The 12,850-nt window shown below is 56.4% G+C and carries 12 protein-coding genes; 5 read left to right on the forward strand and 7 right to left on the reverse strand.

What is annotated here, in order from left to right:
- Position 1: 1 nt before the first annotated feature.
- On the reverse strand, positions 2 to 1,522 hold the full coding sequence (locus tag AC2FLU_RS07170) for a hypothetical protein (protein WP_496808565.1): 1,521 nt from the start codon (positions 1,520 to 1,522) through the stop codon (positions 2 to 4).
- Positions 1,512 to 1,661: a hypothetical protein gene (locus AC2FLU_RS07175; protein WP_480472404.1), complete on the reverse strand. Its 150-nt coding sequence runs from the start codon at positions 1,659 to 1,661 to the stop codon at positions 1,512 to 1,514. Before AC2FLU_RS07175 ends, AC2FLU_RS07170 begins: the two co-directional genes overlap by 11 nt.
- A gap of 79 nt (positions 1,662 to 1,740) precedes the next feature.
- Here AC2FLU_RS07175 and AC2FLU_RS07180 point away from each other — a divergent pair, with 79 nt between their 5' ends.
- Together AC2FLU_RS07180 and aroB are read left to right on the forward strand one after the other, a co-directional pair.
- Positions 1,741 to 2,328, forward strand: a complete 588-nt coding sequence (locus AC2FLU_RS07180) for a shikimate kinase (protein WP_480472406.1) — start codon at positions 1,741 to 1,743, stop codon at positions 2,326 to 2,328.
- Complete coding sequence (gene aroB / locus AC2FLU_RS07185) at positions 2,328 to 3,440, forward strand: 3-dehydroquinate synthase (protein WP_496808564.1); 1,113 nt, start codon at positions 2,328 to 2,330, stop codon at positions 3,438 to 3,440. Before AC2FLU_RS07180 ends, aroB begins: the two co-directional genes overlap by 1 nt.
- Before the next feature lie 8 nt (positions 3,441 to 3,448).
- On the opposite strand, the gene AC2FLU_RS07190 is transcribed toward aroB, so the two are convergent.
- Entirely contained in the window at positions 3,449 to 4,519 is a 1,071-nt protein-coding gene (locus AC2FLU_RS07190) for a site-2 protease family protein (RefSeq protein ID WP_480516792.1), read from the reverse strand.
- A gap of 18 nt (positions 4,520 to 4,537) precedes the next feature.
- Positions 4,538 to 5,026, reverse strand: a complete 489-nt coding sequence (gene ssb / locus AC2FLU_RS07195; RefSeq protein WP_480472412.1) for a single-stranded DNA-binding protein — start codon at positions 5,024 to 5,026, stop codon at positions 4,538 to 4,540.
- Between the two features lie 201 nt (positions 5,027 to 5,227).
- On the opposite strand from ssb, the gene AC2FLU_RS07200 reads away from it, so the two are divergent.
- From AC2FLU_RS07200 to AC2FLU_RS07210, 3 genes are all read left to right on the forward strand, one after another.
- A complete protein-coding gene (locus AC2FLU_RS07200) occupies positions 5,228 to 5,806 on the forward strand; it encodes a lytic transglycosylase domain-containing protein (RefSeq protein WP_267363904.1) in 579 nt (192 codons plus the stop codon).
- A gap of 96 nt (positions 5,807 to 5,902) precedes the next feature.
- Positions 5,903 to 6,865, forward strand: coding sequence for a LuxR C-terminal-related transcriptional regulator (locus tag AC2FLU_RS07205; protein ID WP_480516794.1), 963 nt, complete (start codon positions 5,903 to 5,905; stop codon positions 6,863 to 6,865).
- 130 nt (positions 6,866 to 6,995) lie between these two features.
- Positions 6,996 to 7,982, forward strand: a complete 987-nt coding sequence (locus AC2FLU_RS07210) for an MBL fold metallo-hydrolase (RefSeq protein WP_480516796.1) — start codon at positions 6,996 to 6,998, stop codon at positions 7,980 to 7,982.
- 111 nt (positions 7,983 to 8,093) lie between these two features.
- Here AC2FLU_RS07210 and AC2FLU_RS07215 read toward each other — a convergent pair whose 3' ends face one another.
- From AC2FLU_RS07215 to AC2FLU_RS07225, 3 genes are all read right to left on the reverse strand, one after another.
- On the reverse strand, positions 8,094 to 10,181 hold the full coding sequence (locus tag AC2FLU_RS07215; protein ID WP_480472418.1) for a dipeptide ABC transporter ATP-binding protein: 2,088 nt from the start codon (positions 10,179 to 10,181) through the stop codon (positions 8,094 to 8,096).
- A gap of 93 nt (positions 10,182 to 10,274) precedes the next feature.
- Positions 10,275 to 11,738, reverse strand: a complete 1,464-nt coding sequence (locus tag AC2FLU_RS07220; RefSeq protein WP_480472420.1) for an ABC transporter permease — start codon at positions 11,736 to 11,738, stop codon at positions 10,275 to 10,277.
- 13 nt (positions 11,739 to 11,751) lie between these two features.
- The gene (locus AC2FLU_RS07225; protein WP_480472422.1) at positions 11,752 to 12,798 is read right to left on the reverse strand and encodes an ABC transporter permease; all 1,047 of its coding nucleotides are present in this window, start codon (positions 12,796 to 12,798) and stop codon (positions 11,752 to 11,754) included.
- Between the last annotated feature and the right edge of the window lie 52 nt (positions 12,799 to 12,850).

Consider the following 12,850-nt stretch of genomic DNA (forward strand, 5'->3'; position numbering starts at 1 on the left):
ATCAACGTTTTTGCAGGATCAAAAGGGACAGGGCCGCACGTCGCGCGGTGTCTTCCAGCCCAACGCGCCGAAATGTTGCAATTGCCGCTGTCAGGTCCACCAGATTGCCCCGCGCGCCATGTGCAAACAATTGCATGGCTTCAATTATGGCTTCGCCCAACTGACCGTTGGTCAGCAACGCATCAATGTCGCCTGGCACAGGCGCTGCCCATTCGAACCCCTGAGCGACGGCATCAGCCAAAGGGGACGGGGACACCGCGCGCTCGGGATCGCCTTGTGCCAAAGCGGCAAGAAACCGGGTTTCGTTCGATGTGTCAGGTGTTGACAAGGCGGCCTGTTCGTAAAGCCCGGACAGCATCAGAATACGCCAGCGCAGGTTTTCGGTGGCAGCAACCGGTAATGTGACAGTCGACAAGCGCTCGGCAAACAGTTCGGCAAACGGAACCTCAAGCCCGACACCGCGCATCTGTTGCCAGACCGGCTGCAAGGTCTTTCCGATCGCTTCCGCGTTCCCGGTGTCTAACGCGCTCTCAAAACGCTGAACGGCGGCCACCCGATCCCAGACAGCACCTGAGGCCGCCGGGTCACGCTCAGTATAAAGGCCCAGCAGCTGATTGGGGGTTAATGCGCCAATGCGGGTAAGCCGTTCCGCTGCTTCGATCTGTGCCTTCCAACCTGCGACATCGCGCAGATCCGCATTGGCAAACGCCCGTGGCAGCGGAGCGGAGGGAAGTCGTTCGCCAATTGCCTCAAACAAACGGAACGTCAGGGGATCAGGGTTCTCAGGCTGCGGCAGGTAAGCTGCGCCTTCATACAGTTCCGGGCTGAGGAAACGGTCCAGAACTGCCAGATCCTCGGGTGGAAGGATTTCAAGCGCATGCGCTGCCTCAAGGGTCAGCGCGGCTGAAGCCCAATCCCCGCGGCGGGCCTTGCAGAAGATCTGAGCCGCATAGTCCCGCGAAAGATGCGGTTCGGCAATAAGGGCGGTACAACTGCGATCCTCATCCCCGGTCAAGAGCGTCGCATCGAACCAGCGCTTGAAACGGTCTTGCGTGTCAGTAGGTCCGGCCAGTTGAACAAGCGATTGCGCCGGATCAGCGGCACCCAGTTGCATCAACCGATCCAGCCGCGCCAGTAAAAGGGTTTCTTCGGCCAGAGGCCCTGACGGCGCGCGTGTTTCAGACAAGAGTAACGTGAACAACAATCGCTGCATCGCCGGGTTGTCACGCACGTGGACGTCGGCGATCAGTTCGGCCAAGCGATCCGCATCGCTGCCTTGCCAAAGGTCGACGGGCAGGCCAGTGACAGAGGACGAAACAAGGCCCAGTGGCTGCGACAGCGCCTCAAGCGAAGTCACTTCAATTTCTGGCAAAGCGCCATCTTGCGTGACCGGTGGTTCCAGCAGAACGGTTCCCGGCAGGTTTTCCGGCGGGTCTGTCAGCCATTCGATGGCGGATAAGGGTTCCTGCGCATGTGCCGACCCGGCCAGTGTGATTGCCAAAAGCAGTTGCTTAGTTGACATCCAGTACAACCGGCTCGCGAATTTCACTTTGAGGCGCAGAGAAATCCACACCAAAGAATGGACCGACATAGGCATAGGCAACCAGCCCGATAAATACCAGGCACAGAACATATATCAGGAATTTGATCAGACGGCTCATGGCGTCACGCTGCCTCAATTTTTGGTTTTGACCAAGTTATAACTGGCATTTTTCCCAAGATCACGTCATTCACGGTGAAATGAGCGAAATTAAGCATAACACGCACTCAGCGGACGCGCAGACCCGATTTGCTCTGCACAAAACCGTGGTTCTGGTGGGGATGATGGGGGCTGGTAAGACAGCCGTGGGCCGCGCTTTGGCCGCGCGTCTGGGTGTTCCCTTTCTGGATAGTGATGCCGAAATCGAATCAGCCGCCAACATGACCATCCCCGAAATCTTTGAGCGGGACGGGGAGCCGTTTTTTCGCACCAAGGAAACACAGGTCATCAGCCGTCTGCTGGACGAGAAAAAAGGCATCCTTTCAACGGGTGGCGGGGCGTTTCTTCAGCCCGACAACCGGCGTATGATCACCTTGCGCGGGGCGTCTGTCTGGCTGCGGGCAGACCTGAGAGTTTTGTGGAACCGAGTTCGCCACAAGGACACGCGCCCGCTGCTGCGCACTGCTGATCCTTATGCGACATTGAAAGCCCTCTACGAGGCGCGTGTTCCGGTTTACGCCGAGGCAGATTTGATCGTGGATTCGGATGGCGAAACTTCGATCGAGAATATGGTGGACCGGGTTGTCGACGCCTTATTGGCGCGCCCTGATGTTTTGGAAATCAGATAATGCATCAAAGAGTACACGTTGAACTTGGAGACCGGTCGTATGACGTTGAGATCGGTCCGGATCTTCTGGCGCGCGCAGGCGATTGGATTGCACCGCTATTGGCGCGCCCCAAGGTGGCCGTCCTGACAGATGAGAACGTAGCTGGCCTGCATCTGGACGCACTACGTGCGGGTCTGAAAGCCGCCGGAATCGAAATGTCCGCGCTGGCCTTGCCAGCCGGGGAGGCGACCAAAAGCTGGCCTCATTTCGAACGCGCGGTTGAGTGGCTGTTGGCTGAAAAGGTTGAACGCAGCGACGTTGTTGTGGCCCTTGGTGGCGGCGTAATTGGTGATCTTGCCGGCTTTGCCGCAGCCGTCCTGCGCCGAGGTGTTCGGTTCGTGCAAATCCCCACGTCTTTGCTGGCGCAGGTCGACAGCTCCGTCGGAGGGAAAACAGGGATCAACGCCCCTCAGGGGAAGAACCTTATCGGCGCTTTTCATCAGCCATCGCTGGTTCTGGCCGATACATCTGTGTTGCAGACCATGACCCAGAGGGACTTTCTTTCAGGGTATGGCGAGGTGGTGAAATACGGCTTGCTTGGGGATGCTGATTTCTTTGAATGGCTTGAGGCGAACGGGCAAAGCGTGTCCTCGGGTGACTTGGCCGCGCGGGTGCGTGCGGTAACCCGCTCGGTTCAGACGAAAGCCGATATCGTGGCCCGGGACGAAACCGAACAAGGTGACCGCGCCCTGCTGAATCTGGGACACACCTTCTGTCATGCCTTGGAGGCTGCCACTGGTTATTCGGACCGTCTTTTGCATGGCGAGGGCGTGGCCATCGGCTGTGCACTTGCGTTCGAGCTTTCGTCCCGCCTTGGGCTGTGTTCACAAGAAGACCCAAGCCGGGTACGCGCGCATCTGCGGGCAATGGGTATGAAAACGGATCTGGCTGATATTCCGGGCGAATTGCCAAGTGCCGAGTCACTGGTGGATCTGATGGGGCAGGACAAAAAGGTCGTGGACGGCCAGCTGCGGTTTATCCTGGCCCGCGGAATTGGTCAGGCTTTTGTGACCTCGGATGTGCCGAAGGATGCGGTCTTATCGGTTCTGTCGGACGCTCTCGCCCCGGTGTGACGCAGGGGTTAACGACCCTGAATGACCATCAGCTCGCCGATGTTTTCGCGGGTTATGTAACCGATCATACGACCGCCATGGCTCAGAACTGCAATCGCCGGCGCACCATTGTGCAGGTGTTCCAGTACGTCCTCAAGGCCGGTTGTCAGCAAGACTGTGGGAACGTCAGCATCCATGATCGAGGTCGCGGGCGCAGTTCTGGGCTGGTCGCTTGCCAGAGCGGTGAACAGGCGATCGCGTGTCACAAAGCCCAGCAAAGTGTGATTTGGGTCCAGTACCGGAAACTCGTGCTGTGTGGTGTGAATGACGGCTTGCGCAGCTGTGCTTAGCGTATCGCTGGGGGACAGGGCATGAAATTCAGTGATCATCGCGTCACGAGCCAGAACACGGCGGACCGCGGATCGCAAAGCGACATCCTGGCTTTCTGCATTCGCTGCAAAGAACACGAATACGGCGATCAATACCAGAATTGGATTGCCGGAGCTCAGCCCTAGAAATCCAAACCCGACAGCGACAATCTGGCCACCAACCGCTGCAATTCGGGTGGCTTTGACGCGATTCATGCGCAAACACAGAAGGGCGCGAAAAACGCGGCCTCCATCCATTGGGAAGGCCGGGATCAAGTTGAAGATGGCCAAAAGCAGATTGATATAGGCCAGCTTGTCCAAAATCCTCACATTTGGTGATTCCAATTGCGCGAGGGTCTCAAGCGGCATCCCTGCACCAAGCACGGCAAGGCCTATGAAGATAGCGATATTCACTGCCGGACCCGCAAGCGCCACCAGAACCTCTTGCATCGGTTTTTCCGGCATTCTCTCAAGTCGGGCCAGGCCACCGATGGGCAGAAGGGTGATGTCGGGGGTTTTGATACCATAGCGCCGCGCCATAAGAGCGTGACCGAACTCATGCGCGACAACGCAGGCAAACAGGGCCAGAACAAAGAGAAGGTTCTCAATCGCGGCTGGCAGGCCACCGGTCGAGAATGCGGCAAAACCGACCCAAGCCAGCAGCAGAAAAAAGGTGACATGGACCCTCAGTTCGGAACCGAGCAATCGGCCGAGAGAGAAGGACCATGTCATATTGTTACTCCGCTTTGGTTAGAACGGAATCTCGTCATCGTCGATTCCGCCCGAGGCTGGTGCCGCAGAGCTGGAAGGACCGCCATAGGGGTCATCGTAACCGCCACCGGCCTGGCCACCACCATAACCGCCGCCGCTGCCGCCACCGCCTTCACCACGACCGTCCAGCAGGGTCAGTTCCCCGCGATAGGGGCGTAGGACAACCTCGGTCGTATACCGATCCTGACCGGATTGATCCTGCCATTTGCGGGTTTCCAGCTGGCCTTCGATATAAACCTTGCTGCCCTTGCGCAGATATTGCTCGGCGATGCGGGCCAGCGGTTCCGAGAAGATGGCAACCGAATGCCACTCTGTCCGTTCGCGCCGCTCACCTGTGTTGCGGTCTTTCCAGTTCTCCGAGGTGGCAATGCGCAGGTTGCACACTTTGCCGCCGTTCTGGAACGACCGGACCTCGGGGTCGCGGCCAAGATTTCCCACCAGAATGACCTTGTTGACTGAACCCGCCATGTAAATCCTCGTTCTGTTCTGCGTAAATGCGCCGAATCTGACGCAATGAGTTTCGTGAGACCCTATACGGCCTGCATCATGGTTGAAAACAGTTGATACAACACTGTCGAATAAGAGTCTTACTGTACTATTTACCAAGCTTTCATTTTTTGCGGGAATACCTATACTCCCACTGGTTTTGATCGAGCAGGATAAGCAAAGATGCGTTCTTGGGTTGCTGGGTTTTCCGTTGCCTGCCTTGTATTGGCCGTTGCGCCGGTGCAGGCACAAACATTGTCCAGCAAAAGCCGCAAGGATATCTTCCTGAAACAGGCGAAGGTTCTGGATTCTCGTGCGGCAACCCAGTACCGCGACTCGGCCCGGCTGAAACCCAAAACAACGCGTGATCAGGTCAGCAAACGGTATTCAGGAAAATATCGTGGAGAATATCTGGAAATCGCACGGCGTGTTGCTCGCCTTCACAACATCCCTGAAGATCTCTTTTTGCGTCTGGTGCAGCAGGAAAGTGGATGGAACCCACAGGCGAAGTCACATAAAGGTGCGTTGGGATTGGCGCAGCTTATGCCACAAACGGCCGAGCTTTTGGGCGTAAACCCGCATGATCCCAAGCAGAACCTCGAAGGCGGTGCCAGATATCTGTCTTGGCAGTACCGCAAGTTCAAATCGTGGCCTTTGGCGCTGGCGGCCTATAACGCGGGTCCTGATGCGGTTGAAAAGCACGGTGGGATCCCGCCGTACAAGGAAACCCAGAACTACGTGAAGGTTATCTGGGGCGGCTGAAACTGATGCTGCGCTGCAGAGTGTCGTATTCTTGATTCAGTGCAACGCCTCCAACTAACCTGACAGGGTATCGCCCAGTAACTGGTGAGGCCCCTCATGCCTGTTGATCATCCGCAGATTCCCAAAGAAACGCTGGCAAACTGGCAGCAACTTGTTGATCTGGTCGCAGAACTGGCCGACGTGCCCGCAAGCCTGATCATGAAAACCGACGCGCCGGATCATGCGGTTTTGATCACATCCGATCACCCCGAGAATCCATATCCGGTCGGTCTGAGTTTCCAGTTGAACCCCAAGCTATACTGTAAGGGTGTTCTGGAGCGTGACGGAGAGTTGGTGGTCGAAGACGCCAAATGTGATCCGGTTTGGGCGGACAACGACGACCTGGAACACGGAATGACCTTTTACATCGGCTTACCGCTGAAATGGCCCGATGGATCGGTGTTCGGCACAATCTGTGTTCTGGACCGTAAACAGAACCGGCGGGCCTTGTTATTCCGTGAGGGGTTGGCGCAGTTCGCGCGCATGGTCGAGTCGGATTTGGCTTTGTTGCAAGAGGTTTATCTGAGACGCGCGTTGGAAGAGAAACTGAACGAAACACTTGCCCAGCTTGAAACGCGTGTTTCGGATCGAACCCGAGAGCTGCAGGAGACGAACACAGCGTTGCGCGTATTGCTCTCAAGTCTCGACGATGACCGCAAGAACCGGGATCACGAAATCGTCGAGCAGGTTCGCAGCAGAGTTTTGCCGTATCTTGAAAAGGTTCGGGCGCAGCTTTCAGGGGATGAGGCGCAGTTTGTCTATCTTGAGCTGGCCGAGAAGAACCTGAACGAGATCACGTCTTCGCTGTCTGACAAGTTGACGGATGCCTTTGCGGCAATGACCCCGACAGAAATGGAAATTGCTCAGATGGTCATGTTTGGGAGAACCACGAAGGACATAGCCAAGGCCCTGTCCCGAGAGACGTCGACAATCGATTTTCACCGCAACAACATTCGCCGAAAACTTGGACTTGAGGGCCGGGATAAAAACCTGCGCAGTCACTTGCTCTCGATTTCGTGAATGTCGAATATGGGGATTGCCCCCATATTCCACCCCTATTTTTTCGGTCTGAGCCGATGTGCTTTAGCTTGTTACCTTTTGGGATGAGGTGCGGAAAAAAGGCGCACGTCCAACAGAGAGGTACATAGATATGGATCGCAAGGATCTGAAGCCGACCATCCTGAAAGGGGACAGGGATCATCTGGCACCGGGTTTGTCTCGGCGGTCATTTTTCATGGCGGCAGGTGCTGCCGGTGTTGGCGCGACCGCTTCAGTGCTGGGGGCGAAACCGGCCGAAGCGCAATCGCAAGCCTGGTTGCAGCCAGGGAACAATAACCATGTGATTGACCTGCAGGGATCGACGGGTCAGGCCAGTGCCGGAGTTGTCGGTATCGATTATTATGGCCATTGCGCCATCAAGATCACTTCGCCCAACGGCGCAACGGTCCTGCTTGACCCCTGGCGTGATGACCCGTCGGGCGCGTGGGGGCTTTGGTTCCGCAATGAATTCCCCCAGATTCCGGTAGACATTACCCTGTCGACCCACGCGCATTTTGATCACGACGCGATCGAACGCCCAAGCTCGACCATGGTTCTGGACAGGATGGTGGGCAATTTCGAGTTCGCCGATATCAAGATCACTGGTTTTGCTGATAAACATGCCTGCGTGGCGCCGGGGTGGTACAACTGGACCAATGCACTGGCCGAGTTTGGGGTCGATGCCTGCCCACCGAACAATGTGGGTCATATGGATATGGTGGTCTATCTGGTGGAAACAGGCGGCATTCGTACGCTGATCTGGGGTGACAATCGCCATAACCCACCGCAGGAGTTTTGGGACGCCGTCGGACAGGTCGATGTTCTGACCCTGCCGGTAGACGGGTCGCAACATATCCTGAGTTTCGATCAGGGTAATGACATCGTGGCCAAGCTAAAGCCCAAGATCATTATCCCAACCCATTACCTGAATGAAGTCACGTCTTACACGCTGACCACGCTGCAATCTGCGGACGAGTGGGTAAAGGGGCAGAAAAGCTATCAGATGCTTGACAGTGCCAGCCTGAAACTGGAGGCCGGAGAGATTTCAGGCATGGATCAGGAGTTCATGCATTTCGGCAACAACGTCATGACCGGCTGAGAGTCTTGTAGGGAACCACCACTCACAAGCGTCGCCGGTCTCCTCGTGACACGCGGCGCTCACAGAAAGGGCCGGTCAACGACCGGCCCTTTCCAGTAAAGATCCGCAAACCTATTCAGCCGCGACTTTGATCACGGGTTGCATCCGTGCCAGCACCTCTTCGGACAAGTGGCACTTTACCTGATGACCCTCGGCCAATGTCTGCACTGGCGGTACATGCGACTCACAGCGACCGTCAGGCACTTCGGACTTCCAGCGACACCGTGTCTGGAACGGGCATCCCGGTGGCGGGTTCATGGCCGAAGGGATATCACCCTCCAGTACGATGTGCTGCTTTTCGACCGATGTATCGGCGATGGGAACAGCACTCAGCAGCGCTTCGGTATAAGGGTGGTAGGGGGGTGCAAAAACCTGGTCAGTTGTGCCCAGCTCGACCACGTGGCCCAGATACATCACCATTACCCGGTCGCTGAGGTATCGCACGATGGAAAGGTCATGGCTGATGAACAGCAACGTGGTTTTGTGCACGCGCTGAATTTCCATCAGCAGGTCGGTCACCGCAGCTTGCACGGAAACGTCCAGCGCTGATACGGGCTCGTCGGCCACCACGATGCGCGCATCACCAGCAAAGGCGCGCGCGATACCAACGCGTTGCTTCTGGCCACCTGACAGCTGACGCGGCATCCTGTCTGCAAAGGCGCGCGGAAGTTTCACCAGATCCAGCAGTTCCAGCATCCGCTTCTTGCGATCGGCCTCGGAATTACCAACACCGAAGATCTCCAATGCCCGGATGATCTGGCGCCCGACGGTCATCGACGGGTTCAGCGTGTCGAACGGGTTCTGAAACACCATCTGAACTTCACCAACGGTCTTTGCGTCACGCTCTTCTATGGGCACTTGTTCGATATTGCGGTTGTCCAGAAGGATCTGCCCGTCCGTGGCCGTCTCAAGACCCATCAAAACTTTGGCGAACGTGGATTTGCCGCAACCGGATTCGCCCACAATGGCCAACGTCTCGGATTCATGCGCCTCGAAACTGAGCGTTTCGTTTGCTTTCACAACCTTCTTTTCGCCACCGCCGAACAGGGCGTTTGCCGCAACCTCATAGTATTTTTTGAGGTTGTCCATCTTCAGAACGACCCTGCCGATCTCACCTTTCTCTTTCTGTTCACCCACCGTGATCGGTGCGTTCCAGTCGATCTCTTTGAATTTCAGGCAACGGGTATGGTGCCGGTCATTTCCGGGAACCGCCTCCATCAGTATGTCCTTGGCGTCACAGCGACCCTCTTCGAAATAGTCGCAGCGCGGGCCGAAATTACAACCAGGGGGCCGCTCATGGGGTAGAGGAAAGTTCCCCGGTATAGCCACCAGCGGGCGCGAATTCTTGTCGGCCCCCGGCAGCGGGATCGACCGGAACAGGGCCTGCGTATAAGGATGCTGCATCTCATCAAACACATCCTTGATCGAGCCGCGCTCGACCGCCTCACCTGAATACATCACGCAAAGCCGGTCACAGGTTTCCAGAACCAGACCGAGGTTGTGCGAAATGAACAGCATCGAGGTGCCGTATTTCTTGCCCAGATCCTTCACCAGCTCGACCACGGCAGCCTCAACCGTCACGTCAAGTGCCGTTGTTGGTTCGTCAAGGATCAGCAGCGCCGGTTTCGACATCAAGGCCATCGCGATCACGATGCGCTGCTGTTGACCGCCTGACAGCTGGTGCGGGAACGAGTTGAGCATTCGCTCGGGGTCCGGCAGGCGCACATCGGTGACAACTTCCAGAGCGCGCGAATACGCTTCTTCTGCGCTGACGCCCTCGTGAATCATGGGCACTTCCATCAGCTGCTTGCCGATCTTCATCGCCGGGTTCAGCGAGGCCATCGGCTCCTGATAGATCATCGCGATCTCATTGCCGCGTATGTCGCGCAATTCATCTGAACTCATTTCCGCCAGATCACGACCCTTGAACTTGATCGTACCGCCAACGATGCGACCGTTTTTACCAAGGTCCTGCATGACGCCCAGCGCCACCGTGGATTTACCGCAACCAGATTCACCGACCAGACCAACAGCTTCACCGGGTTGGACGCTGACTGAGAAATCCATCACAGCCGGAATTTCCCGCAGGCGGGTAAAGAAGGAAATCGACAGCTTGTCGATCTCAAGGATCGGGCCGTCATAATCCGCCATCTTGCTCATCTTGTATCTCCTCACCAGATCGAGGGGATCCCATTCATCTGGCTAAAAATATCTCGGGGGGTCCGGGGGGCTGGCCCCCCGGGCGCTTTCACATCAGTCCTTCAGGCTTTCTTCGCGCAAACCGTCGGCCAGCAGGTTCAGACCCAGAACCAGCGTCAACAAGGCCAGCGCGGGCGGCAGAGCAGGGTGCAGGTAGATCGACAAAAGCTTGCGCCCCTCGTTGATCGTCGACCCCCAGTCAGGGCTTTCGGGCGGCAGGCCCAGCCCAAAGAAACCTAAGGTTCCCAGAAGAATGGTGGTATAGCCAATGCGCAGGCAGAAATCGACGATCAGCGGGCCACGCGCGTTGGGCAGGATTTCCCACAGCATGATGTACCACGGACCCTCGCCACGGGTTTGTGCTGCCGCCACATAGTCACGGGTTTTGATGTCCATCGCCAGTCCGCGCACGATGCGGAACACGGTGGGCGAATTCACAAAGACCACCGAGACAAAGACCACCAGAATACCGCCTGGAATATCGAAAAGATCCAGATAGGTCGGCAGACCCCAGATACGATAGGCGTCGGTATTGATGATGTAGCCACCGGTCGAAATCAGAGACAGGTAGAACCAACCTGCAACCCCCAAAACTCCGATCAGCAGCGGTGTTCGGAAGTTCGGTCTGGTATAGTAGCGTGAGTTCAGCAGCACGCCGAGGAATATGATAGGGAATACGAACAAGACAGCCGCCATGTAGTTCGGCACACCGGTCGCAACGATCTCAGGTGTGACCAGCAGATAGAACAGCAGGATCACCGGGAAGGCCAGGATCAGGTTTGCAAGGAAGGACAGCAAAGTATCCAGCCGACCACCGTAGTAGCCTGCCGGCAGACCCAGCGTGATGCCAACCATGAAGGCAAATATCGTGGCAAGCGGGGCGATCTGAACAACAATCCAAGCCCCTTTGACCATGCGGCTGAACACGTCGCGGGCCAGGTTGTCGCCACCCAGCAGATACCAGGCGTATTGACCGTCCTCCAGATTGGACAGTGGCGTCCCTGGCACTTTGTTCTTCATGCCCGAGACCTGCGACAGCGGATCATGCGTGACGATCAGATCCATCGCGCCGAAAATCCCGGTGAAGACCCAGAACATCACAAGGCCAAAGCCAATCATGCCGATTGGACTGTCAAACAGTTTGCCGTAGAGGCCAAGCTTGCGTTTGAAAGCGATCGACATGGCATAAAGGATGATCAAAGACACCCATACGGGCAAAAACTGCTGGGACATGGCGCCAATTATTCCGGCGCTGGTGCCCATCAGAACGCCTAGCACAATATAGGCGAGTGCGATTCCTACACTGGCCAGGAAACTGTAACGCAGCGCCAATTGTATCAGTGTCCGCAGGCCTGAGCTTGAGCTCAACGTACCGTCCGGGTTCACCGTCATCTGGTCTTCGGGCAGCACGATGCTGGCCAGCATCCATACGGCAATGGACAAGAGCATCAGCGCAAGGCCAAGTGCAAAAAGCGGGTTCAGGAAGGCGATAGAGCCGGTCCAGGTAAGTGGTTCCATGATCTAACCCTCCTTAAGAAATGCGGATGCGCGGGTTGAGGTAGACATAGCCGATATCAGAGATCAGCTGGGTCACCAGCACCACAAAGACCGACACGACCGAAATTGCCAGTAACAGCTGAATGTCGTTATTGCCCGCGGCCTGAACCAGCGCCCAGCCGAAGCCCTTGTAGTTGAACAGGGTCTCGACGATCACCACGCCATTCAGCAGCCAGGGGAATTGCAGCATGATGACGGTGAACGGTGCGATCAGCGCATTACGCAGCGCATGTTTCATGACGATATTGGGGAAGGACACACCTTTCAGACGCGCCGTCCGGATATATTGGGCGGTCATCACTTCAGTCATCGAGGCGCGGGTCATCCGGGCAATATAACCCATCCCATAAAGCGCAATGGTCAGGACCGGCAGGAAGAAGTTTTCAAAGGTCGGGTTCTCCATCGCTTGCGTGGCCGTACCCTTGAACCACTTCAATCCAACTGCAGAAGAGGTGAAGATGGCGATAAAGATCACGCCCGAGACGTATTCCGGTGTCGCCGTCGTTGTGATGGCGAAGGTCGACAACGTCCTGTCGGTGGCAGATCCTTCTTTCATTCCTGCCAAAACACCAAGGATCAACGCAGACGGAACCATCAGCAGCATGACCCAGAGCATCAGACGGCCAGTCAGAGCCAATCTGTTGCCAACAACGGTCGAAACCTCTTCTTTGAAGACGGTCGAATAGCCCCAATACCCTTGCAGGATTCCGCAAAAATTCGGAGATTCCTCGGCGGTTTTGCCCGGCAGAATGCATCTTCCCTGAACGGTTCCGTCTTCATTCGTGTACCGATATGAGGGCAGGACACCCAGCCATTCGCCGTATTTTATCGGAGTGGATTGGAGGTAACCATTTTTGTTCAGGTAGCTCTCAACCTGCTCATCCGACATCCGAAAGTTGCCCTGCGTTTTCGCCAGCTTTTCGAGGTTCGGATAGAGGTTGGTTAAGAAGAAAACCAGGAATGTCAGACACAATGCCGTCAACAGCATGATGCCAACGCGCCTTAGAATGAAAAGTCCCATATTTGCCCCTGTGGGTCGGCTAGCGCGGGTTTCATGGAACGCCACGCTTAGC

This window comes from Ruegeria sp. SAZD013 (assembly GCF_059612525.1).

What these genes read in the sequence shown, in the direction of transcription:
- AC2FLU_RS07175 (WP_480472404.1), bottom strand. Translation starts at nt 1,661, where the DNA reads ATGAGCCGTCTGATCAAATTCCTGATATATGTTCTGTGCCTGGTATTT.
- ssb (WP_480472412.1), bottom strand. Translation starts at nt 5,026, where the DNA reads ATGGCGGGTTCAGTCAACAAGGTCATTCTGGTGGGAAATCTTGGCCGC.
- AC2FLU_RS07215 (WP_480472418.1), bottom strand. Translation starts at nt 10,181, where the DNA reads ATGAGCAAGATGGCGGATTATGACGGCCCGATCCTTGAGATCGACAAG.
- AC2FLU_RS07220 (WP_480472420.1), bottom strand. Translation starts at nt 11,738, where the DNA reads ATGGAACCACTTACCTGGACCGGCTCTATCGCCTTCCTGAACCCGCTT.
- AC2FLU_RS07210 (WP_480516796.1), top strand. Translation starts at nt 6,996, where the DNA reads ATGGATCGCAAGGATCTGAAGCCGACCATCCTGAAAGGGGACAGGGAT.
- AC2FLU_RS07205 (WP_480516794.1), top strand. Translation starts at nt 5,903, where the DNA reads ATGCCTGTTGATCATCCGCAGATTCCCAAAGAAACGCTGGCAAACTGG.
- AC2FLU_RS07180 (WP_480472406.1), top strand. Translation starts at nt 1,741, where the DNA reads ATGAGCGAAATTAAGCATAACACGCACTCAGCGGACGCGCAGACCCGA.
- aroB (WP_496808564.1), top strand. Translation starts at nt 2,328, where the DNA reads ATGCATCAAAGAGTACACGTTGAACTTGGAGACCGGTCGTATGACGTT.
- AC2FLU_RS07225 (WP_480472422.1), bottom strand. Translation starts at nt 12,798, where the DNA reads ATGGGACTTTTCATTCTAAGGCGCGTTGGCATCATGCTGTTGACGGCA.
- AC2FLU_RS07190 (WP_480516792.1), bottom strand. Translation starts at nt 4,519, where the DNA reads ATGACATGGTCCTTCTCTCTCGGCCGATTGCTCGGTTCCGAACTGAGG.
- AC2FLU_RS07200 (WP_267363904.1), top strand. Translation starts at nt 5,228, where the DNA reads ATGCGTTCTTGGGTTGCTGGGTTTTCCGTTGCCTGCCTTGTATTGGCC.
- AC2FLU_RS07170 (WP_496808565.1), bottom strand. Translation starts at nt 1,522, where the DNA reads ATGTCAACTAAGCAACTGCTTTTGGCAATCACACTGGCCGGGTCGGCA.